21 protein-coding genes are annotated in these 20,895 nt (G+C 71.9%); 12 read left to right on the top strand and 9 right to left on the bottom strand.

Translation table 11 applies throughout. From position 1 onward, the window contains the following. Positions 1-2 precede the first annotated feature (2 nt). Positions 3-1,442, bottom strand: coding sequence for an NADP-dependent phosphogluconate dehydrogenase (gnd, locus tag KXC43_RS37595; protein ID WP_221380992.1), 1,440 nt, complete (start codon positions 1,440-1,442; stop codon positions 3-5). A 174-nt stretch (positions 1,443-1,616) separates the two neighbouring features. Between gnd and KXC43_RS37590 the strand changes: the two genes are divergently transcribed. The 3 genes from KXC43_RS37590 (at position 1,617) to KXC43_RS37580 (ending at position 5,842) form a co-directional block, all read left to right on the top strand. Further along, on the top strand, positions 1,617-1,931 hold the full coding sequence (locus KXC43_RS37590; RefSeq protein WP_221380991.1) for a type II toxin-antitoxin system PemK/MazF family toxin: 315 nt from the start codon (positions 1,617-1,619) through the stop codon (positions 1,929-1,931). A 155-nt stretch (positions 1,932-2,086) separates the two neighbouring features. After that, positions 2,087-3,946 carry a SpoIIE family protein phosphatase gene (locus KXC43_RS37585; protein WP_308129436.1) on the top strand — a complete coding sequence of 620 codons (1,860 nt, stop codon included), beginning with the start codon at positions 2,087-2,089 and terminating at the stop codon, positions 3,944-3,946. Positions 3,947-3,967: 21 nt separating this feature from the next. After that, positions 3,968-5,842 (top strand): substrate-binding and GGDEF domain-containing protein, encoded by a 1,875-nt coding sequence (locus KXC43_RS37580; RefSeq protein ID WP_221380990.1) that lies wholly within the window; start codon positions 3,968-3,970, stop codon positions 5,840-5,842. On the opposite strand, the gene KXC43_RS37575 is transcribed toward KXC43_RS37580, so the two are convergent. Then, a complete protein-coding gene (locus KXC43_RS37575; RefSeq protein WP_221380989.1) occupies positions 5,796-6,698 on the bottom strand; it encodes a ricin-type beta-trefoil lectin domain protein in 903 nt (300 codons plus the stop codon). The two genes, KXC43_RS37580 and KXC43_RS37575, sit on opposite strands and share 47 nt — an antisense overlap. A 138-nt stretch (positions 6,699-6,836) precedes the next feature. Between KXC43_RS37575 and KXC43_RS37570 the strand changes: the two genes are divergently transcribed. From KXC43_RS37570 to KXC43_RS37555, 4 genes are read left to right on the top strand one after another with little or no spacing between them, the layout of a single operon-like run. Further along, positions 6,837-7,259: an NUDIX domain-containing protein gene (locus KXC43_RS37570; RefSeq protein WP_221380988.1), complete on the top strand. Its 423-nt coding sequence runs from the start codon at positions 6,837-6,839 to the stop codon at positions 7,257-7,259. A gap of 23 nt (positions 7,260-7,282) precedes the next feature. After that, complete coding sequence (locus KXC43_RS37565; protein WP_221380987.1) at positions 7,283-8,536, top strand: erythromycin esterase family protein; 1,254 nt, start codon at positions 7,283-7,285, stop codon at positions 8,534-8,536. 56 nt (positions 8,537-8,592) lie between these two features. Beyond that, positions 8,593-8,925 (top strand): ArsR/SmtB family transcription factor, encoded by a 333-nt coding sequence (locus tag KXC43_RS37560; RefSeq protein WP_221380986.1) that lies wholly within the window; start codon positions 8,593-8,595, stop codon positions 8,923-8,925. Next, positions 8,922-9,380, top strand: coding sequence for an SRPBCC family protein (locus tag KXC43_RS37555; protein ID WP_308129435.1), 459 nt, complete (start codon positions 8,922-8,924; stop codon positions 9,378-9,380). Before KXC43_RS37560 ends, KXC43_RS37555 begins: the two co-directional genes overlap by 4 nt. Positions 9,381-9,550: 170 nt before the next feature. Here KXC43_RS37555 and KXC43_RS37550 read toward each other — a convergent pair whose 3' ends face one another. After that, entirely contained in the window at positions 9,551-10,489 is a 939-nt protein-coding gene (locus tag KXC43_RS37550; RefSeq protein ID WP_308129434.1) for an FAD-dependent oxidoreductase, read from the bottom strand. A gap of 179 nt (positions 10,490-10,668) precedes the next feature. On the opposite strand from KXC43_RS37550, the gene KXC43_RS51705 reads away from it, so the two are divergent. Beyond that, positions 10,669-11,058, top strand: coding sequence for a hypothetical protein (locus tag KXC43_RS51705; RefSeq protein ID WP_255645516.1), 390 nt, complete (start codon positions 10,669-10,671; stop codon positions 11,056-11,058). A 16-nt stretch (positions 11,059-11,074) separates the two neighbouring features. Here the strand turns inward: KXC43_RS51705 and KXC43_RS37540 are convergent, their stop codons facing one another. Beyond that, positions 11,075-11,482, bottom strand: a complete 408-nt coding sequence (locus tag KXC43_RS37540; protein WP_221380984.1) for a nitroreductase family deazaflavin-dependent oxidoreductase — start codon at positions 11,480-11,482, stop codon at positions 11,075-11,077. 169 nt (positions 11,483-11,651) lie between these two features. Next, positions 11,652-12,701, bottom strand: coding sequence for an alpha/beta hydrolase (locus KXC43_RS37535; RefSeq protein WP_221380983.1), 1,050 nt, complete (start codon positions 12,699-12,701; stop codon positions 11,652-11,654). Between the two features lie 212 nt (positions 12,702-12,913). Between KXC43_RS37535 and KXC43_RS37530 the strand changes: the two genes are divergently transcribed. Both KXC43_RS37530 and pstS read left to right on the top strand, forming a co-directional pair. Beyond that, a complete protein-coding gene (locus tag KXC43_RS37530; protein ID WP_308129433.1) occupies positions 12,914-14,194 on the top strand; it encodes a GlnX family signal transduction membrane protein in 1,281 nt (426 codons plus the stop codon). A gap of 10 nt (positions 14,195-14,204) precedes the next feature. Beyond that, positions 14,205-15,251, top strand: a complete 1,047-nt coding sequence (gene pstS / locus KXC43_RS37525; protein WP_221380981.1) for a phosphate ABC transporter substrate-binding protein PstS — start codon at positions 14,205-14,207, stop codon at positions 15,249-15,251. A gap of 17 nt (positions 15,252-15,268) precedes the next feature. On the opposite strand, the gene KXC43_RS37520 is transcribed toward pstS, so the two are convergent. Beyond that, positions 15,269-16,423: an epoxide hydrolase family protein gene (locus tag KXC43_RS37520; RefSeq protein ID WP_255645515.1), complete on the bottom strand. Its 1,155-nt coding sequence runs from the start codon at positions 16,421-16,423 to the stop codon at positions 15,269-15,271. A 62-nt stretch (positions 16,424-16,485) separates the two neighbouring features. On the opposite strand from KXC43_RS37520, the gene KXC43_RS37515 reads away from it, so the two are divergent. Together KXC43_RS37515 and KXC43_RS37510 are read left to right on the top strand one after the other, a co-directional pair. Then, complete coding sequence (locus KXC43_RS37515; protein WP_221380980.1) at positions 16,486-17,436, top strand: helix-turn-helix transcriptional regulator; 951 nt, start codon at positions 16,486-16,488, stop codon at positions 17,434-17,436. Positions 17,437-17,667: 231 nt separating this feature from the next. Next, positions 17,668-18,495, top strand: coding sequence for a hypothetical protein (locus tag KXC43_RS37510; protein ID WP_221380979.1), 828 nt, complete (start codon positions 17,668-17,670; stop codon positions 18,493-18,495). 83 nt (positions 18,496-18,578) lie between these two features. On the opposite strand, the gene KXC43_RS37505 is transcribed toward KXC43_RS37510, so the two are convergent. The 3 genes from KXC43_RS37505 to KXC43_RS37495 all read right to left on the bottom strand — a co-directional run bounded on the left by KXC43_RS37505 (position 18,579) and on the right by KXC43_RS37495 (position 20,890). Then, entirely contained in the window at positions 18,579-19,628 is a 1,050-nt protein-coding gene (locus KXC43_RS37505; protein WP_221380978.1) for a helix-hairpin-helix domain-containing protein, read from the bottom strand. 176 nt (positions 19,629-19,804) lie between these two features. Continuing rightward, positions 19,805-20,068: a GlsB/YeaQ/YmgE family stress response membrane protein gene (locus KXC43_RS37500; protein ID WP_221380977.1), complete on the bottom strand. Its 264-nt coding sequence runs from the start codon at positions 20,066-20,068 to the stop codon at positions 19,805-19,807. Positions 20,069-20,098: 30 nt separating this feature from the next. Beyond that, on the bottom strand, positions 20,099-20,890 hold the full coding sequence (locus KXC43_RS37495) for an ABC transporter ATP-binding protein (protein ID WP_221380976.1): 792 nt from the start codon (positions 20,888-20,890) through the stop codon (positions 20,099-20,101). Between the last annotated feature and the right edge of the window lie 5 nt (positions 20,891-20,895).

Raw genomic sequence — 20,895 nt, 5'->3', positions numbered from 1 at the left:
TGTCAGGCTTCGACCTCGGGAGTGCCCTCGGCGGCCCAGCGGGTGTGGAAGGCGCCCTTCTTGTCGACGCGCTGGTAGGTGTGGGCGCCGAAGTAGTCGCGCTGGCCCTGGATCAGGGCGGCGGGCAGACGCTCGGCGCGCAGGCCGTCGTAGTAGGCCAGCGCGGACGCGAAGCCCGGGGCGGGGATGCCGTGCCGGGCGGCGGTGACGACGACCCGGCGCCAGGCGTCCTGGGCGCCGCTGACGGCCTCGAGGAAGTACTGGTCGACGAGCAGGGTGGGCAGCTCGGGCGACTTGTCGTACGCCTGCTTGATGAAGTCGAGGAACTTGGCGCGGATGATGCAGCCCGCGCGCCAGATCTTCGCCATCGCGCCCGGGTCGATCGACCAGCCGTACTCCTTGCTGGCCGCCTGGATCTGCTGGAAGCCCTGCGCGTAAGCCACGATCTTGGAGGCGAACAGCGCCTGCTCGACGTCGGCCTGCAGGTCGCCCTCGTGCGCGCCGGCCGTCGCCGACGGGCCGGGCAGGCCCGCGTCGGCCGCGGCCTTCCGGACGTCGGCCCCGCCGGACAGCGCCCGCGCGAACACCGACTCGGCGATGCCGCTGACCGGGACGCCCAGGTCGAGGGCGGCCTGCACGGTCCAGCGGCCCGTGCCCTTCTGCTCGGCCTGGTCGACCACGATGTCGACGAACGGCTTGCCCGTCGCGGCGTCGGTCTGCTTCAGCACCTCGGCCGTGATCTCGATCAGGTACGACCCCAGGCGCCCCTCGTTCCAGCCGCGGAACACGTCGGCGATCTCGGACGGGGAGTGGCCGCCGACCTGACGCAGCAGGTCGTAGGCCTCGGCGATGAGCTGCATGTCGGCGTACTCGATGCCGTTGTGCACCATCTTGACGAAGTGCCCGGCGCCGTCCGGCCCGACGTGCACGCAGCACGGCTCGCCGTCGACCTTGGCCGAGATGTCCTCGAGCAGCGGGCCCAGCGCCTGGTACGACTCGACCGAGCCGCCCGGCATGATGCTCGGGCCGTGCAGCGCGCCCTCCTCGCCGCCCGAGACGCCCGTGCCCACGAAGTGCAGGCCGCGCTCGCGCAGCGCCGCCTCACGCCGGCGCGTGTCCAGGTAGTGCGCGTTGCCCGCGTCGATGAGCATGTCGCCCTCTTCGAGCAGCGGGGCGAACTCGTCGATCACGGCGTCGGTCGGCCCCCCGGCCTTGACCATGATGATGACGCGGCGCGGGCGCTCCAGGCTCGCGACGAAATCCTCGGCGGATTCCGACGGGAGGAACGTGCCCTCGTGCCCGAATTCCTCGACGAGTTCCTTGGTGCGGTTGTAGGAGCGGTTGTGCACGGCCACGGTGTGCCCGTGCCGGGCGAAGTTGCGAGCCAGGTTCCGTCCCATAACCGCGAGGCCGGTGACCCCGATTTGTGCCTTCTCCGACATCATTGACACCCTTCCCTAGCAGCAAGCCACGCCGCCTATTCTTACGGCTCGGCGCCGATCAGGGTTCATCACCGTCCCACCCGGTGAGCACGACGGCATTTTCGGCCGGTGTGCCCCGCGGTGGCCTAAGATCGCGCGGCGGTAGGGTTGTCCCATGCCGACGGGGACGCCCACATGAAGCGGGGCGAGATCTGGACTATCGGCAACCGCACCGACCTGCGCTACCGCGTTCTCGTGCTCTCGGCCGACTCGTACAACGAACGCAAGAACGCGTCTCCGTTCTGCGCGCCGATCGTGCGCCAGCGCGGGGTCACCGAGCTGCCGCCGTACGCGGTGCCCCTCACCGAACAGGACCCGATCACCGGCGTCGTCGTGGTCAACCGGATGCGCCGGATCCCGCCCGAGGTGGGTGCGGAGCGCATCGGCATGGTCACCGGTTCGAGCATGGCCCGCCTCACCGACGCCATGCGCTCCCTTTTCGAGCTGTGAAACCCCTTGCGATACCCCATCGGGGCACCCCCGGTCGGGTGACCAGCGTCCCGTCCCGCCGCAGGTAGCGACCGGTCGAGATGAACGGCCGATGACGACCCCCGCTCCGCCGGCGTATTCAGGAACCGGACAACGGAGCCTGGGGAGGCCATGCAGTGACACAGGCGTACGCGGCGGCGGTCGAGAGCCTCCGCCCGAGCGCCCCGCCCGGGGCCGGCGAGTCGGGCCGTCTCACCGTCGAGCGCGCGGTCGGCCTGCTGGCCGGCCGGGCCCGCTGCCGCCTGGCTGACGCTCACCGTCATCTGCTGCGCATGGCCACCGAAGAGAACCGCGGCCTGCTCGAGGTGGCGACCAGCGTGATCCGCCTGCTCGACGTGGCCGACTCCGACACCCCGATGATGTCGGGCCTCGACACCGGTCGCACCCCGCTCCAGCCCACTGTGCCGGTGCGCCGGTTCGCGCCGTGGATCGGCATGGTGCAGCGGGTCCTCGACATCACGCCCGGCATGGCCGCCTTCCTCAGCGCCGAGCGCGACCCCGCCGGCCGGCTGACCGAGCTGGTCTGGGTGGCCGCGAGCCCCGAGGCGGTCGCCCCGAACGGCCTGCGCGGCGCCCAGCTGCTCGGCCTGCGCACCTCGGAGCACTTCCCCGAAGTCGTGGCGAGCGACCGCTGGGCCGTCTACCAGCAGGTCCTCGACACCGGGGCGCCCGCCGTGCTCGGCCCGTTCGCGCAGCGCGACGGGATGTACACGGTGCGGGCCCACCGGCTCGGCGAGGGGCTGTTGTTCAACTGGACCAGGCACGACGAGGTCCCGGGCGGGCTGGGCGACCGGCTGGCCAGCACCGAGCGCCTCGGCAACCTCGGCTGGGGGGAGTGGGACCTGGTCAGCGGCGAGGTCTACTGGTCCGATCAGCTCTACCGCATCTACGAGCGCGACCCGAGGCTCGGCCCGCTCGCCCCGGGCGCCGCCGACGGCAGCGCAGTCGAGGCGGACGAGCCCCTGCGGGCCGCGGCCAAGGCCCAGCTCGATCGGGGCGACCGGGTCGACGTGGTCACCCGGGTGCGCGTCAACGGGCGGGTCAAACATCTGCGTACGGTGGCCGACGCCAGCCGGGACGCCGACGGCCGCCCGCTGCGCGTCTACGGCATCGTGCAGGACGTCACCGCGCAGGAGGCGGGCGCCAAGCGGCTGGCCGACGTCGAACGCCAGCTCGACGAGCAGCGCCGCAGCCTGGCCGCCGAGCACGAGCTGGCCGCCCGGCTCCAGCGGATCATCCTGCCCATCCCCGAGGGCCCGATCGTGCTGCCCGGGCTCAAGGTGGCGCTGCGCTACCTGCCGGCCGGTCAGGAGGACCTGGTCGGCGGCGACTGGTACCACGCGGCCGAGCTGCGCGACGGCTCGGTGCTGCTGGCCGTGGGCGACGTCGCCGGGCACGGCACCCCGGCCGCCACCACCATGGCCCAGCTGCGGCACGCCCTGCGCGCGCTGGCGGTCACCACCAGCTGCCCGGCCGAGCTGCTCAGGCACCTGAACACGCTGTCCTGCGAACTGGCCCGCGAGACGCCCGAGCTGGCGTCCACCGCCGTGGTCGCGCGCTTCGACCCGGCCCGCAACGAGATCGTCTGGGCCCAGGCCGGTCACCCGCCGCCGCTGCTGAGCCGGGGCGGCCGCACGGCCGCGCTGGAACGCCCCGATGGCCCGATGCTGGGCGTGGTCGAGGACGCGACCTACCAGACCGCCCGGCTCGACTTCCGGATCGGTGACGTGCTGCTGCTCTACACCGACGGGCTGGTCGAGCACCGCCGCCGCGGCCCCGACGACGGCCTGGCCTCGGTGATCGCCACCGTCGACGAGGCCGTGCGGGCCGCGCCCGGGCAGCCGCTGGCCCAGCTGCTCTCGCGGTTGCGGCGCACCAATCCCGACGACGACACCTGCATCCTGGCCGCCCGGCCGGTCAGCGGGGAAACCCAGGATCTGCGCCGATATCTCTCATCTGCGACCCTCGACGGCTGATTTCGGGAGATCATGTCGGCCGTGGGTGGTCGCACGTACGGTGTCCTGTCGCCCTTCGTCGGGGGCGACTACTACGGGACCATCATCGCTGGGGCGAACGAGGCGGCCGTGTGCGCGGGCAACCGCCTCATCGCGCTGCAGACGCTCGATCCGGGCTCGTACAACGCCGACCGCAGCGGGGTCCCCGATTATCGGCGGCCGGTCGCGTGGCGGCATCTGGCCGGTGTCATCGTGCTGGCCGGGGCGATCTCCGAGTCGTACGCGCGATCGCTGCGGGACGCGGGCATCCCGGCGGTGACGGTCGGCCACGAGTTGACCGCGTGCTCGGCCGTCTTCGCCGACAACAGCAGCGGGGTCCAGGCCGCGGTCGCACACCTGCTCGAACACGGTCACGAGCGGATAGCGTTCGCCGGGCACCTGGCCCACTTCGACATTCGGGAGAGGCACGAGGGTTACGTGAACGGGCTGCGCGAACACGGACTGACCCCGCCGCCCGGCCTGCTGTTCGACGCGGGCGACAACCACGAGAGCGGCGGCGAGCTGGCGGCCGACCTGCTGGTGGCGGCCGGGATGCCGGCCACGGCCGTGGTGTGCGGCACCGACCGCAACGCGATGGGCGTGATCCGCCGCCTGACCGGCCTCGGCCATCACGTCCCCGGCGACCTGGCGGTGGTCGGCTTCGACGACGTGGCCGGCGCCATGTACATGCGGCCCAGCCTCTCGACCGTGCGGCAGCCCTCGGGCCGGATCGGCGCGGCCGCGATCGGGCTCCTGGGCGAGCTGACCGGCCGGCCCGACGCGCCCCGGACCGTACGCCGAGTGCCGACCACCTTCGTGCGGCGTGACTCGTGCGGCTGCCCGCCGAGCGGCCTGCCCGTCACCGAGGACCTCACCCGCTACCTGTTCGGCCAGGTGTGCAGCCTCCAGGAGACGCTGAACGTGCAGCACGAGCTCGGCATCGACCTGCTCGGCCCGCACGACCGCGATCCCCGCGAGATGGCCTGGCTCAAGCGCACCACCGCCTTCGCCGGCTGCCTCGGTCTGTGGCGCGACGGCGCCGTGCCCGCGCTCGACACCGAACTGCGGATCGAGGGCGAGTATCCGGCCGGGCACGAGCTGGCCGGCACCACGATGCCGGTCAGCGAGTTCCCGCCGCGGGAGCTGTTCGAGCTGGCCGACGGCGCGGCCGGTGACGCTGTCTTCGTCGTGCCGGTGCGCAGCGCGACCCGCGACTGGGGCGTGCTGGCCGCGGTCGGTCACATCCAGCAGAGCACCCCGCCCGGCAGCGAGATGATGAACCAGTCGGGCGCCCTGCTGGCCGCGGCCCTCGACCGGGGCGCGATGGTGTCCGCGCTGCGCGAGCAGGAGGAGCAGCTGCGCGACGCGGCCCTGCACGACCCGCTGACCGGCCTGCCCAACCGGGTGCTGCTGGCCGACCGGATGCGCCAGGCCGCTCTGCGCGCGGCCCGGCAGCCCGGCCACCGCTTCGCCGTGCTGCTGCTCGACCTCAACGGCTTCAAAGCGGTCAACGACTCGCTCGGCCACGCGGCCGGCGACGTGCTGCTGATCGAGGTGGCGCGGCGGCTGACCGGCCTGCTGCGCGAGTCGGACACGGTGGCCCGGCTCGGCGGCGACGAGTTCGTGGTGCTGCTCGACGGCCTGCCCACCGACGGCGCCGAGCGGCTGGTGGAGGACACCATCGCCGCCCGGCTGACCGAGCCCTACGCCATCGACGACGGCCGGGTCACGGTCGGGGTGAGCATCGGCGTGGCCCTGAGCCGCGACGGTTCCGACCCCGAGGGCCTGCTGCGCGAGGCCGACGCCGCGATGTACCGCGCGAAGCTGGCCTCTAAGGCAGCGACCACGTCTGGCTCGAGTCACCCGAACACGCGCTGACCGTCGTCGTCGCGCCGGACCGGCCGGGGTCGGTCAGGCAGCCGCCGCCGGCCGAGTTGATCAGAGTGCCGTCGCCGCCGGCCCGCCACTGCGACGACTCACCGTCGCCGCAGTCGGTGACCCGGACCGTGCCGTCGCCGGTCGACTGCGCGCACTTGTTGTTGACCCGCAGCGTGCCGTCGGTGGCCAGGGTGAACGACTGGTAGGCCACCGACATGCAGCCGGAGACCTGCACCGGGCTGCCGTTCGAGCCGAACAGGCTGCCCAGCGCGAGGCAGCGGCCGCTGGCCGCGGTGACCTTGCCGGTGCGGTCGGACGCGGGCGGGGCCAGGGTCGGGTCGGCCACCGGTGGTGCGGCCGCGCTCGTCGGCGGAGTCACCGAGCCGGTCGGCACGAGCGGCGCCAGCGACTGGACCGACGCGCTGGGTGAGGCCGACACCGAAGGGCTGGCCGAGACGCTCGCCGACGGGCTGACCGACCCCTTCGCCGAGGGCGCGACGCTGGGGATCTGATCGAGCGGCGCCTGGCCCGGCGCGGCGGGCAGGGCCACGCCGGGCTGCGGCAGGGCCGGGTCGGCGGCCGGTCCGAAGATCAGGTAGCCGACCACGCCGAGCGCGAGCGCGACACCGCCCACGAAGATTCCGGCCCGGGCCAGCGGGTGCAGGGTCAGCCGCGGCTTGCCCGGCGCGGCCGGCTCGTCCTCGACGGCCGGCTGGACGAGGGTGTCGGCCTCGTCCTTCTGATCGGCCGGCGTGGGCCAGGTCTCGGCCTCCTCGTCGGGCGCCCGTTCGGCCTCGGCCACGGCCTTGACGTACGGCCGCACCAGCACGGGATCCTCGCGCTTCTGGTCCTCCACCAAGGCTCCCCTAGACAAGATCGAGGTCCACGGTGGACCGGTAGGAGAACATACGCTATATCGGGTCCCTTCGATCACCTGATACCGGACTTTTACCGTACGTATTGGTCTGATCATCGATGCGGAATGATGATCTCCATGAAAGGCCCCGACGTTTCCTGTGTTTTCGTCTGCCACGACGGTGGCGGGCGCATCCTGCTCGCCCGCCGATCCGCCCGGGCGCGCGACGAGCCCGGCGCCTGGGACTGCGGCGCCGGCGCCCTCGAGTTCGGCGAGACCTTCGAGCAGGCGGTCACCCGCGAGGTCACCGAGGAGTACGCGACCCCGCCGCTGGCGATCGACCTGCTGGGTGTCCGCAACGTGCTGCGCCCCGGCTCGCACTGGGTGGCGATCATCTTCGCGGTGCGCCTGGATCCGGCGGCGGCCCGGATCGGCGAGCCGCACAAGTTCGACGAACTCGGCTGGTTCCCGCTCGACGCCCTCCCCGGGCCGCTGCACAGCCAGCTGCCGGCGACTCTGGAGATGCCCGCCGTGTCGCGGAATGTCGGACGTATGGGGTAAAGCGGGCGGGGTACGTCGGTTCCATGCACCGGTACGGGGATGAGGTAGCCGCCATCGCCCGGCCCCTGGTCGACGAGGGGGACCTCGACGTCCTGCTCGACCGGGTGGGCGACGCGCGGGTCGTCATGATCGGCGAGGCCAGCCACGGGACGCACGAGTACTACGTGTGGCGGTCCGCGCTGACGCGGCGCCTGATCGCGGAGCGTGGCTTCTCGTTCGTCGCGGTCGAGGGGGACTGGCCGGACTGCGAGCGCGTCGACGCGTCCGTGCGGGGTGGCGGCGCGACGCCGGTCGAGGCCCTGCTCGGTTACGAACGGTGGCCGACGTGGATGTGGGGCAACGAGGAGGTCGTCGACTTCGCCGACTGGCTGCGCGCGTTCAACGCCGCCCGGGACGTGCCGGTCGGGTTCCACGGCCTCGACGTCTACTCGATGTGGGAGTCGCTGCGCGAGATCCTGACCTGGCTGCGCGAGCACGACCCCGGCGGCGTCGAGCCGGCGCTGGCCGCCTACCACTGTCTGTCGGCCTACTCCGAGGATCCGCAGTCGTACGCGTGGGCGGCGAAGTTCCTGCGGGCGAGCTGCGCGGACGCCGTCGTCCGGATGCTCATCGACCTGCGCGGACGTGACCTCGCCGTGTGGCAGAACGCCGAGGTCGTGGCCGGGGCCGAGCACTACTACCGCGCGATGGTCGCCGGCGGCCCGACGGCGTGGAACGTGCGCGACCGCCACATGGACGCCACGCTGGCCCGCCTGCTCGATCACTACGGCGACGACTCGCGGGCGGTCGTCTGGGCGCACAACACGCACGTCGGCGACGCCAACGCCACCGATCAGGCCGCGCTGGGCGAGGTCACGATCGGTTCGCTGGCCCGCGAACGCTTCGGCGCCGACCGGGTCGTTCTGGTCGGCCTGGGCGGACACCGCGGCTCGGTGATCGCCGGCCGCACGTGGGGCGCGCCGATGGCCGAGCTGCCGGTGCCGCCCGGTCGTCCCGGCTCGCTCGAGGACGTGCTCCACGCGACGGCCCCGCCGCAGGCGCTGTTCGTCTTCCCGCCGCTGGGGGAGCGGCCCGATGTGCTCGCCGACGAGCTGCCGCACCGGGCGATCGGCGTCGTCTACCGCCCCGAGCAGGAACGGCTGGCCAACTACGTGCCGTCGGTGATCGGCGACCGCTACGACGCGTTCCTCTGGTTCGACGAGACGCGCGCTCTGCGCCCGCTGCATCCGCTGCACGTGGACACCCTCGAACTCGAGACGTACCCGACGGGGGTTTGACTTTCCGGCGCGGAGGCGTATGTTCAACCTACCAGTTTATAAACCAGGTGGTTGTCATGCCGGATCAGATCGACGGCGTCTTCTCCGCTCTCGCCGACCCCACGCGCCGCGCGATCCTCGCCCGGCTCGCCACGGGCGACGCGACCTCGGGGGAGCTCGCCGGAGCCTTTCCCATCAGCGCCCAGGCCGTGTCCAAACACCTGAACGTGCTCGAGGCGGCCGGCCTGATCGTCCGCACCCGCGAGGCCCAGCGGCGGTGGTGCCGCATCGTCCCCGCCCAGGTGCGCACGGTCGCGGACTGGGCGTCGCAATACGAACGGCTGTGGACGGAAAGGTACGACGCGCTCGACACCTATCTGGGCCAACTCGTTTCCGAGGAGGAATCGTGAGCATCGCCGTGGAAACCCCCACCGACAAGACCATCGTGATGAGCCGCAGTTTCGCCGCGCCGCGCGAAGTCGTTTTCGCCTGCCACACCCAACCGGAGCACATTCGTCAATGGTGGGGCCGGGGCAACCCGCTCGACGTCGAGATCGACTTCCGGGTCGGCGGCAAGTGGCGCTTCGTCGAGCACGCCGACGGCAACGAGCACGCCTTTCGGGGCGAGATCAGGGCCATCGATGCGCCCAACGGCTTCACCTGGACCTTCGAGTACGAGCCGATGGCCGGCCACATCCTGACCGAGCAGTACGTCTTCACCGAGGAGAACGGCCGCACCACGGTGACGTCGACCTCCACCTTCGACTCGCAGGAGGACCGCGACGGCATGATCCAATCCGGCATGGAAAGCGGAGCGGAACAGTCGTACGCAGCCCTCGACAGTTATCTGCTGAAAATCGCCTGAGTTCTCCGCGGATCGACAGCAAGGGCCAAATGCAGATGTCGTAGCGGGGTGGGTGGTGCGGACCGCAACTCCCGTCGAGGGCCCGGGCGGGGTGAGCAGGGCGCTGGCGCGCCCAGAACGCTCACCCCGCCCGGGCGACCTGCGTAATTGGTAACGCCCGCAACCCCGGGTCAGGCCGGAGCATCTTCTGCTTTCGCGCCGTTGAAGAGGTCGATGAGGCCGTGGGGCGCTCCGGCGCCGAAGATGAGCTCGATCGTTTCGTGGGCCGCGACTGCTTCGACCTCGGCCCGCCGGAACATGACCTCCTCGTAGGCTGCGAGGGCGGTCTCCGGGTCGTCCGGGTGGGCGGCGATCACCTGACCGAGCTTGGCGCCGTCGAGCATCGCGATGTTCGCGCCCTCCCCGCCGGGCACGGTGACATGGGCGGCGTCGCCGACGAGCGTGACGCCCGGGGTGCGCTCCCAGCGATGGCGGTCGGGTAGCCGGTAGATGCTGCGGAGGATCGGCACAGTGTCCCCGTCGGTGATCAGGGAGACGAGCCCGGGCGCCCATCCGGCGAACTCCGCGGCGATCCGCTGCCGCGTGGCCGGCCCGTCGGCGAAGTCGATGCCGGCGAACCACTCGGCCGGGCGGCTGAGCACCGCGTACGTGTGGATGACCCGGCCCGCCTCGCGGTGAGCGAGAAATCCTTGACCCGGGACGAGCGCGTACATGGCCCCTTCGCCGACCGCTGCCGCCGCCTCGGGGTGGCGTTCGTCGACGTCGTGCAGGTAAGTGTCGACATAGCTCAGGCCCGCACAGGACGGTTTCTCGTCCGACAGCAGCGCCCGGACCCTCGACCACGTGCCGTCCGCGCCCACCAGCAGCTCGGCGGCGACGGTGGAACCGTCGGCGAAAGTCAGTTCGCGACCGGGCGTGACGCCGACCAGCTTCTTGCCCCACCGCACCGTCCCGGCCGGGAGTGACTCCAGCAGGATGCGGCGGATGTCCCCGCGAAGTGCCTCGGGCCGGGTCATGGAGCCGTCGTCGGGCACCTCGGCGAGCACCGTGCCGTGCTGGTCGAGAACCCGTACGGCCGGGGAGGGCGGCCTCACGGTGCGCGCGGTCACAGCCCACCTGTCGACCGGGCGGGGCGCGATCTACCACCACGTCGCCACCAAGGACGACCTGCTGGCCGCGGCGGCCGGCGGTGTCGTCGGCCCGGTGCTGGCCGAAGCGGCCGGCCACGACGACCCGGCACGGGCGATCCGTGCACTGGCGATCCGTGCACTGGCGCTGGGGATCTTCGATGCGATCGACGCGCATCCGTGGGGCCGGGGCGCAGCTCGCCCGCGAGCCGTTCCAGCCGGCCGTGCTGCAGATCTGGAAGAGCCTCGGATTGCCGCTGCACCGGCTCGGCGTCAGCGGAACCGCCCTCGCCGACGCGGGAGCGGCGCTGGTCAACTATGTGCTCGGCGCGGCCGCCCAACACGCCGCGGGCGCCCGGCAGGCCGCGGACGACGCAGATCGGAAGCAGTATCTCGAAGCCTTGGCCGGGCAGTGGGCGCGGGACGACGCCGACTCCCTCGTCCAGGAGTCGGCGTCGCTGCTGCCCGGCCATGACGACCGCGAACAGTTCCTGGCCGGCGTGGACATCTTCCTGGCCGGTGTGGTGAGCCGGGCCGGCGGGCGGCCGTGACGACCGCCCGCCGTTCTCAGATCCTCCTCAGGGCCACCACGGGGATCGTCCTGGCCGTCTTGGCCTGGTAGTCGGCCCACCCGGGGTCGTCGGCGGCCGCCCGCGCGAACGCCTGATCCCGTTCCTCGCCGGCCAGGGGAACGGCCGTCGCCTCGTACGTCTCGGAGCCGGTCTCGACGGTCACCCGTGGATGCTTCCGGACGTTGTGGAACCAGTCCGGGTGCTGCGGCGCGCCCGCGGCCGAGGCGATCACCAGGATGCGGTCGCCGTCGGGCAGGACACCCAGGGGAGTGGTGTGCGCGTTGCCGGAGCGGGCGCCCCGGGTCGTCAGGAGGATCAGCTCGCTGCCGGCGAACGGGCCGCCCACACGGCCGTCGTTGGCGCGGAACTCGTCAATGATCTGCTGGTTGAAAGGGTTGGGCATGGGTCGCTCTCTGTCGGTCCCGGAATGAACGATCGGGCGGAACAGAAAGCGGCGGCGGGCCACGGGCCCGCCCGCGGGTCACGCCTCAGCCGGGCGCCCCACTCGGTAATGGCCCAAGGCCGACCCGGCAGTCACAAGGAGCACCCTAGCGGAGTGTCGCGCCGGGGGCTCAACGGCTGAGAACGGTGGCCTCGTGGACCTCGGGGTAGGCCGGCGCCTTCCACGTGTCGCCGGTGACGGCGGAGTGCAGGAACGAGCCTGTGTAGTCCACGGTGATGTCCAGCGCGCGCCGGCCGTCGAGGGAGCCGAGCGGCAGCGCCCAGCGCAACGGCGCTGCCACCCGGAACGCGGCCAGGTCGGTGAACGACAGGCGGCCGGCGCCGGTCAGGGTGAAGGAGCGGCCGCGCAGGGACGGGCTCGGGCCGGCGTTGAGCAGCAGCAGCGGGCGGCTGAAGCCGTCGGTGGCGGCGGCCCCGGTGGGGGAGCCGTCCAGCGAGACCGCCGCGGCGCATCGGCCGTCCAGGCGGCACGCTTCGATCGCTGCTGTGCCGCCCAGGCCGTGACCCACGTACGCGATCCGGCTGTTGTCGGCTCGGGCCCCGAACTGCTGGCCGGCGCGGGCGGAGGCGAAGCGCGCGTCGGCCGCCCACACCGAGACCAGCTGATCCTCGCGGCCCGACGACGAGCCGGCGGCGCTGGCGGCGACCGGGCGACCGTCGATGACGCTGAGGCGCGAGCTGTAGGTCGGAGTCACCCCGACCACCACGTTGCCGCGCGCGGCCAGTCCGGCGGCCACCGTCGCGTACTGCGGAGCCGAAAGCCCCAGGTCGGGCAGCAGCACCACAACCGGGAAGCGGCCCTCGGCCCAGGGGATCTGATCGCGGGTCCCCGTGCGTACGCGATCGAGCCTGGTCGAGGCCCAGCCGAAACGCTGCAGGCCCGCCCATTCGCCGGGCGCGTAGGCCGACTCGGGTCCGTGCGCGCCGGCCGCGGCCGGATACCAGACCCAGGTCGACAGCATGCGCGGCATGCCACCGACGGGGGCGAACTGGTCGGTGCGGGAGCGGTCGACCCACAGATCGGTCAGACGGCCGACCGGATACTGCCCGGACGGGGCGAGGCTGACCGCGCGGTGGGACTGCGCTCTCGCGTACGTCAGGAAGCCCGCCACCACCGCGAGCACGATGACCGCCGCCGCCAGGATCCGACCGATTCGCACCGGTGAATTGTGCCGCATCGCACCGGGGATGCCCGTCCTGTCCCGAATGGCGGCCGACCGTGGCCCGGCCGCGCGGTCGGGTCAACTTCCGGATAATGGTGCGAATGCGGTTCCGCAAGCAATTCTTTAATGGCGGATGGACGCCTGGTTAACGGCCGGAAATGGCGTCCTCCGATGATCGGTAAATGGTGCGGGTGCATTACCTTGAGGCCGTGCCCGTAGTGGAAAGGGCCTTCCGGCCCGAGACTCCGGCCCGGCTGCGGCTCTGGGCCGGCGCCACCGTCCTGACCGCCGCCGTCCTGCTCGTGGCGGCCTGTCTGGTCATGGCCCGCGTGCAGCAGCAGGCCCGCATCATCGGCGACGAGGCGGCCCCGCAGGCGGCCAACGCGGCCGACCTCTACTTCGCCCTCAGCGACATGGACGCCCAGGTCGCCCGTCTCGTGCTCACCTCCGGCCGCGACGACCTGGCCGGCAGCAACATCGACGCGCTCGGCACCTACCGGGAGCGCGGCCGCCAGGTCGACGAGAGCCTGCAACGCTCGCTCACCACCGCGTCCAGCGAGGAGGAACGCGCCATCGTGCTCGGGCTCCTGCACGACCTGGGCGCCTACCGCGAGCGCGTCTGGCAGGCGCTCACCGCGGGCACGGCCGCCGCCGGCTATTACACACAGGCCACCAACGTCCTCCACCTCGATCTGCTGCCGGCTGCCACGAGCCTGCGCGAGGCCGGCGAGGAAAGGCTCGATTCGGCGTACGGGAACAAGCGCGCGACCGAGGTCGCCGGAGTGACCCTCGCCGCGGTCGTGGGCGGGTTGTTGCTGATCCTGCTGATCGGGTTCCAGGTGTGGCTGGCCCGGCGGTTCCGCCGCCTGTTCAACCCGGCGCTGATCACCGCCACCGTGCTGACCGCGCTGCTGCTGGCGCCGATGGCGACGGTGCTGATCCTGCAGGGGCAGGTGCTGAGCCGGGCCCGCGACGAGAGCCTGATCCCGTTCCTCGACCTGACCCGGGCCCGCGCGATCAGCTACGACGCCTCGGCCGACACGTCGCGTTACCTGATCAGCAACCGCCTCGACGTCTACCGCCGGGACTTCGACCGCAAGGCCGACGCGCTCGAGGCCGGCGACTCCGGTCTGCCGACGGTGGCCGGCGGTCCCGACATCGGCCCGTACTACACCGAGCAGGTGGTCGAGCGCTGGAAGGCGTACCGCGCCGGCCACGAGCGGATCGTCGAACTCGCCGACACCGGGAGGAAGACGGAAGCGATCACCGCGCTGACCGGCATCCGGCGCGGCGACGCGTCGTTCGACTTCTCGTACTACGACGCGGCCGTCGCCGAGATCACCGCGTCCCGCCGGGACGACTTCGACATGGCCCTGCGCGACGCCGGCATCCTGCTCACCGGCTGGCCGTTCGTCCCCGCCGTCGCCCTGGGCCTGGTGATCCTGCTGGTGCCGCTGTCCGTCCGCAAACGCTTCGCCGAATACCGCTGAGGAGCCGGCCATGAGAAACCGCGTGATCGCCGCGGCCCTCCTGCTGCTCGGCGTAGCCGCGTGCGACTCGTCGAGCACCCCCGACCGCGCCTGGATCGACTGCGCCCCGGGCGCGATCACCGCGCAGGGCTCGTCGGCGCAGACCAACGCCGTGAGCGCCTGGATCAAGGACTACCAGGTGAGCTGCGCCGAGGCGACCATCGAGTACGCCAGTGTGGGCTCCGGCCAGGGCCGCCGCTCCTTCTACGCCGGCGCCGGCGACTTCGTGGGCTCCGACTCGCCGATCGCCGCCACCGAACAGGCGCAGGCGGCAGCGCGCTGCCGGGGCCCGGTGCTGCACCTGCCGATGGTGGTGGGCCCGATCGCCCTCGCGTACACCGTCACCGGCGTCGACGACCTGAACCTGTCCCCGCCCACGATCGCCCGCATCTTCACCGGCCGGATCACCCGCTGGAACGACGCCAGGATCAAGGCCGACAACCCCGGCGTGACGTTGCCGTCCACGCCCGTCCGCCCGGTGCACCGCTCCGACAACTCCGGCACGACCGACAACTTCACGAAGTTCCTGGCCGCCACGGCCCCGACCGACTGGACGCTGAAGACGGGCTCGGCCTGGCCGGCTGTCGGTGGCGTGGCCGCCGACGGCAGCAACCGCGTCGTGTCGGCGATCGAACGCACGGACGGCGCGATCGGCTACGTCGAATCCTCGTACGCCCGCTTCTCCAACCTGCCGACCGCGGGAATCGGCAACGCGGCCGGCGATTTCGTGCCCCTGAGCGACGCTGCAGCCGCCCGCACCGTATCCGGCGCCAAGGTGATCGGTACCCGGGGCGACCTGCGACTGGAACTCGACTACCGGATCGACGACCCGCTGGCGTACCCGCTCGTCCTGGTCACCTACGAGATCGCCTGCCGGCAGGGCTCCTCCGAACTGGCCAAGAGCTTCCTGGCGTACGCCGCGAGCCGCGCAGGCCAGGAGAAGGCCGTAGCCACCGGCTACGCCGCGCTGCCCGAAGAGCTACGAGCCCGGGTCGAACAGTCGGTGGCGTCGCTCTGAGACCCTTCCCGCCGGGGTCAGCGCAGTCCGGCGAAGAATTCGCGGACGTCGCCGACCAGCAGGTCCGGAGCTTCCATGGCGGCGAAGTGGCCACCGCGGTCGAACTCGGTCCAGCGCACGACGTTGTGTTCGATCTCGACGGTGCGCCGGATCGACACGTCGTGGGGGAACACCGCGACGCCGGTCGGTACCGTGGACCGCTCGCTCGCACCCCACGCGCCGGCATGCGCGGTCTCGTAGTAGCTGTTGGCCGAGGACCCGGCGGTGCCGGTCAGCCAGTACAGCATCACGTTGGTGAGCAGCAGGTCCCGGTCCACCGCGTCCTCGGGCAGGTCGGCGGCGGGATCGGTCCACTCCTTGAACTTCTCCACGATCCAGGCCAGCTGCCCGACCGGGGAATCGTGCAGGCCGTGCGCGAGGGTCTGGGGCCGGCTGATCTGGATCATGGCGTAGCCCGACTGCTCGGTGTTCAGGTACTCCAGGCGTGCCAGCCGTGCCCGCTCGGCGTCAGTCAGCTCGGCCCTCTCGTCCGGGTTGATCGCGGTGAACGCCGACAGCCCGTTCGCGTGTACGCCGACGACCCGGCTGGGGTTGAGCCGGCCGAGTCCCGGTGAGACAACCGCGCCGGTGTCGCCGCCCTGCGCCCCGTAGCGCTCGTAGCCGAGCCGGTCCATCAACTCGGCGAACGCCCTGGTCACCCGGTTGGTGTCCCAGCCGGCGGCCCGAGTGGGCCCGGAGAATCCGCTGCCCGGGATCGACGGGATCACCACATGGAACGCGTCCGACGGTTGGCCGCCGTGCGCCCGCGGATCGGTCAGCGGGCCGATGACGTTCATGAACTCGACGATCGAGCCCGGCCAGCCGTGGGTCAGGATCAGCGGCAGCGCGTCGGGCTCGGGCGAGCGGACATGCAGAAAGTGGACGTTCTGACCGTCGATCTCGGTGGTGAACTGCGGGTACCGGTTGAGCTCGCGCTCGTGCGCGCGCCAGTCGTAGCCGTCGCGCCAGTACTCGGCGAGCCCCTGGAGGTAGCCGACCGGCACTCCGCGGCTCCAGCCGACATCGGGCAGGTCCGACGTCCATCGGGTCCGGGCGAGCCGGTCTCGCAGGTCGTCCAGCTGGGCCTGCGGAACCTCGATGGTGAAGGGCCGGATCTCGCTGTTGTCTGCCATGCCCACAACGCTAGAAGCCACTTAGGACAGGTTCGGTCCTAGCTGGGTGACAGACTTCGGTCATGTGGGAAACCTCGGCACGACTGCTGCGACTACTCGGGCTCCTGCAGATCCGCCGGGACTGGTCCGGCGCCGAACTGGCCGAGCGGCTGGAGATCACCCCACGTACCGTGCGCCGCGACATCGAGCGGCTGCGCGCGCTCGGTTACCCGGTGCTGGCCCAGGCGGGCACCGCCGGTTACCGGCTCAGCGCCGGCGCTGACGTGCCGCCCCTGCTGCTGGACGACGACGAAGCCGTCGCGATCGCGATGTGCCTGCGCACCGCGGCCGGCGGCTCGATCACCGGCATCGAGGAGACCTCGGTGCGGGCCCTGGTCAAACTCGAACAACTGCTGCCGTCCCGGCTGCGCCACCGGATCAACGCCCTGCAGGCGGTCACGGTGCCGATGGCCCACACCGGTCCCGCCGCCGACCCGGACACCCTCACCGCCATAGCGGTCGCCTGCCGCGACTCGCTGTGCCTGCGCTTCGACTACCGCACCCACGACGGCGCCGGCGCCATCCGTACGACCGAGCCGCACCGGCTGATACACGCGGGCCGGCGCTGGTACCTCCTCGGCTGGGACGTCGACCGCCAGGACTGGCGCACCTACCGGGTGGACCGCCTCCGACCGCGTACGCCCACCGGGCCCCGCTTCACCCCGCGCACCCTGCCGGAACCCGACCTCAGCGGCTACACCTCGCGGGCGATCTCCACCTCGGCCTACCGCTATCAGGCGCGGTTCACCCTGCACGTCGGCCTCGAAACCGCAGCCGAACGGGTCTCGCCCACCACGGGAACGCTGGAGCCGATCGATGAGCACAGCTGCACCCTGCGGACCGGATCCCACTCGCTCGACGAGCTGGCCATCTATGTGACCACCATGGGTTTCGACTTCCAGGTGCACGAGCCCGCCGAACTGGTGGACCATATCCGGACACTCACGGCCCGGCTCGCCGCCGCAACGCGTTAGGCGGGCTACTTGTCGGAGTCTGGAGTGGGGGCGCTGTCCGGCCTCGGCTGCCGTTGCCTGCAGGCGGGCACGATGCCGATCGCCCAGAAGATGGCTCGCATACCAACAGGCGCAGAGTGACGGCCCGGCCGGGCACGAGTCGTAGTGCACCCGATCAGGTCCCTGCGGTGACGGCGTCGGATTTCGGAGCGGGACCGTCGGATGGATCGTGGTGTGTGTTGAATGGGTGGCATGCAGATGCGTCCCGCGGAATTGGCGGCGATCCGTGCCGGCGATGTCGACCTGGCGTTCCGCCGGTGGGAGCGGCCCCGGGTCAAGGTCGGTACCCGGATGCGGACCGCGGTCGGACTGGTCGAGGTCACGTCCGTCGATCGCGTGCCGGTGAGGGCGCTGACTGCTGCGGACGCCCGCCGGGCCGGAGCGGCTTCGCTGGCGGCGCTGCGGCAGGGGTTGGACCGTTTGCGCTCCGACCGGCCGGTGTATCGGATCGGGCTGCGGTACGCCGGCGCCGACCCGCGGCAGGCGTTGCGGGAGGCGGTGCCCGACGCTGCGGAGATCGACGCGATCGGCGTGTGGCTGGACCGGCTCGATCGCGCCTCGCCGACCGGGCCGTGGACCCGGGCGACGCTGTTGCTGGTCGACGAGCTGCCGGCCACCCGGGCACCCGACCTCGCACAACGGATGGGCCGCGACACTGCCTCGTTCAAGCAGAACGTGCGCAAGCTGAAGGAGCGCGGCCTGACCGAATCGCTGGACATCGGGTACCGGCTCTCGGCTCGCGGCGCCGCCGTCCTGGACCACGAGGGACATCCCCGGTCTGCCGCCGGCCGGCCGGAACCGGAACCGGGTATCCCACTGCCACACCTCGGCGCTGCCGCGACTCGTGCGCTCACCGCGCGCGGCGTGGTCCGGCTCGAGCAGGTGGCCGAACTCAGTGTCGGCGAGGTGCAGGCACTGCACGGAGTCGGGCCCTACGCCCTTCGCCATCTGCGCTCGGCGATGGACGCGGCCGGGCTCGCTTTCCGCGACGAACCGGCGCGTGAGCCGCACCGCCCCTGAGCCTGTCGTGCGGTTGTCGGCGAACGGCAGAGACGACGATGCCCGGCGGGACGTGAAGTCCGCCGGGCATCGCGTGGTGGTGCTCAGTTGCTGGTGTCGACCAGCTGCTTGGCGCGCTCGGGCCACGTCGGCAGGCTGGGGGCGAGGCGCAGGCCGGCCGAGGTGACCGCGTTGCGCAGGGTCGGCACGTCGGTCTCGGCCAGCTGGCGGAACGTCGTGATGCCGCCGGCGGCGAGGGCCATCGCCATCTTGGGTCCGATTCCGGCGATCTTGGTGAGGTCGTCGGGCTCGGTAATCGCGCCCACGGCGACCGGGGCCGGGACGGCGGCGACCTCGTCGGCCTCGGCGATCCCGGGCACGGCGGCGGTGGTGTCAGCGCTGGAGAAGACCGGGGCGACCACCGGCGACGCGACGGCGGGCTCGGTGACAGCGACCGGGGCCGGGGCCGGCTCGCCCGCGGCGAGGGGCTCGGTCACGGCGGCGGGCTTGGGCTTCGCGGGCGTACGGGTCCGGGCCGCGCGCGGCTTCGGGGCGGGCTTGGCCACGGGCTCCGGCTCGGCGGGCGGCTCCACCACGGCCACCGGCTCGGCGGCGACGGCCACCGCGACCGGCTCCACCTTGGTGACCGAGATCGGCTCGGGCGCGGCGACCGGCTCGGGCGTGGTGACGCGCTCCGCGTCGGCCTGAGCCTCGAATTCCGGGGCGGCGGCGGCCTCGGGCCTGGTGGTGGCCGCGGGCTCGTCGGCCACGGCGACCGGCTCGAGCTCGGCGGTGATCGGCTCCGAAGTCACGGCCGGCGCCGGCTCGGCGGCCGCGACGGGCTTGGCGTCGGCGTCCGTGACGGGCTTGGTCTCCGTAGCCGGCTCGGCGACGGCGACAGCGGCAGGGACAGCGCCGGCAGCCGGTTCGGTGTGAGTGGCGGCGACGGGTTCGGGAGTCGGCTCGGTGGCCGGCTCGGCCTTCGGCTCGTCCTCGGTGGAAGTGGCTTGGGCGGCCGTCGCCGGCGCGCTGGTGGTGGCGCCGGGGGCGGGCGTCTCAACGGCGGCGGGCTTGGGGGACCGCTGCGCGCGCAGCAGCCACCCGGCCACGAAACCGACGACGACCCCGGCAACAAGGGAGAGGAACGATGCCATCTGAAGGGCTCCGAACAATGAGAGCTGCGTATGTGGCGCGCAGCATCGCACATCGCCCCGTATGCACACCATGAGGGTGGTACCGACGGAGCGACAAAAGACATTGCTCCGTCACCAGCCGTCAGTGATCCGTCACGCCGGCGGTATTCCGCAATGGATCGGAAACAAAGGTGTCGTCAACGGCGCGACCGGGCCCGGGTCACCAGGGCCACCCCGCCCGCGGCCAGCGCCACCTGCAGGATCAGCTCGATCCAGTCGACGCCGCGGGTGTCGTCGGCGCCGATCGCGGCGGCCAGGAACGTGCCGATCAGCGCGGCGACAATGCCGATCAGCAGGGTCAGCCAAATTGAGATCTTCTGCCGGCCCGGAAGGACCAGCCGGCCCAGCGCGCCGATGACGAGTCCGATGATGATGGCGGTGAAAATCCCGGAGATCTCCATGTGACAGCTCCCGTCCTGAGGCTCTCCCCTTCAGGATGACGCGTTCGCGCCACCGGGCTGAAGCTTGGCTGCCTGAATCTGCTCGTAGACGTGAGTTCGCAGTTCGGTGAAGCGCGGATCGGCCCGGGTGTGCAACTGGTCGCGGGCCGCGGGCAGGTCGACGGTGATCTCGTCCTGCACGACCGTCGGCGAGGATGACAGCATCAGGACCCGTTGCCCCAGGTAGACCGCTTCATCGATGTCGTGCGTGATGAACAGGACGGTCACCTCGAGGCGTTGCCACAGCGCGCGCACCAGGTCTTCCAGGTCGGCCCGGGTCTGCGCGTCGACCGCGGCGAACGGCTCGTCCATCAGCAGGGTCGACGGCTCGTATGCCACCGCCCGGGCGATCGCCACGCGCTGCTGCATGCCGCCGGAGAGCTGCCACGGGTATGCCGACTCGGTACCGGCGAGCCCGACTGCGTCGAGTGCCTGTTCGACCAGGGTGGCCCGTCGATGGCGAGTGATCTTTTTCTGCTTGAGCGGGAGCTCGACGTTGTCGCGCACCGACATCCACGGGAACAGACTGCGCCCGTACTCCTGGAAAACCATCGCCAGACCCGGCGGGGGACCGCTGACCTCGCGCCCGTCCAGGCGGACCTTGCCGCCGCTGGGCTCGAGCAGGCCGGCGATGCAGCGCAGCAGCGTGGTCTTGCCGCAGCCGGACGGCCCGACCAGGCAGACCAGTTCGCCGCTGTCGACGGTGAACGTCAGATCGCGCAGCGCCTCGACCTCGCGCGCCCCCGACCGGTAGACCTTGTTCAGCGAGGAAACCTCAAGCATGTCGG

The sequence above is a fragment of the Paractinoplanes polyasparticus genome, assembly GCF_019710575.1.
GTDB classification, from domain to species: domain Bacteria; phylum Actinomycetota; class Actinomycetes; order Mycobacteriales; family Micromonosporaceae; genus Actinoplanes; species Actinoplanes polyasparticus.
Note: the sequence above shows the minus strand (reverse complement) of the source record. Positions and strands in the feature narration are given on the sequence as shown.

Bases quoted from the DNA above. Each gene is read 5' to 3' on its own strand.
- gnd (WP_221380992.1), bottom strand. From the start codon at position 1,442: ATGTCGGAGAAGGCACAAATCGGGGTCACCGGCCTCGCGGTTATGGGA.
- KXC43_RS37590 (WP_221380991.1), top strand. From the start codon at position 1,617: ATGAAGCGGGGCGAGATCTGGACTATCGGCAACCGCACCGACCTGCGC.
- KXC43_RS37570 (WP_221380988.1), top strand. From the start codon at position 6,837: ATGAAAGGCCCCGACGTTTCCTGTGTTTTCGTCTGCCACGACGGTGGC.
- KXC43_RS37565 (WP_221380987.1), top strand. From the start codon at position 7,283: ATGCACCGGTACGGGGATGAGGTAGCCGCCATCGCCCGGCCCCTGGTC.
- KXC43_RS37560 (WP_221380986.1), top strand. From the start codon at position 8,593: ATGCCGGATCAGATCGACGGCGTCTTCTCCGCTCTCGCCGACCCCACG.
- KXC43_RS51705 (WP_255645516.1), top strand. From the start codon at position 10,669: ATGCGATCGACGCGCATCCGTGGGGCCGGGGCGCAGCTCGCCCGCGAG.
- KXC43_RS37540 (WP_221380984.1), bottom strand. From the start codon at position 11,482: ATGCCCAACCCTTTCAACCAGCAGATCATTGACGAGTTCCGCGCCAAC.
- pstS (WP_221380981.1), top strand. From the start codon at position 14,205: ATGAGAAACCGCGTGATCGCCGCGGCCCTCCTGCTGCTCGGCGTAGCC.
- KXC43_RS37520 (WP_255645515.1), bottom strand. From the start codon at position 16,423: ATGGCAGACAACAGCGAGATCCGGCCCTTCACCATCGAGGTTCCGCAG.
- KXC43_RS37515 (WP_221380980.1), top strand. From the start codon at position 16,486: ATGTGGGAAACCTCGGCACGACTGCTGCGACTACTCGGGCTCCTGCAG.
- KXC43_RS37510 (WP_221380979.1), top strand. From the start codon at position 17,668: ATGCAGATGCGTCCCGCGGAATTGGCGGCGATCCGTGCCGGCGATGTC.
- KXC43_RS37505 (WP_221380978.1), bottom strand. From the start codon at position 19,628: ATGGCATCGTTCCTCTCCCTTGTTGCCGGGGTCGTCGTCGGTTTCGTG.
- KXC43_RS37500 (WP_221380977.1), bottom strand. From the start codon at position 20,068: ATGGAGATCTCCGGGATTTTCACCGCCATCATCATCGGACTCGTCATC.
- KXC43_RS37495 (WP_221380976.1), bottom strand. From the start codon at position 20,890: ATGCTTGAGGTTTCCTCGCTGAACAAGGTCTACCGGTCGGGGGCGCGC.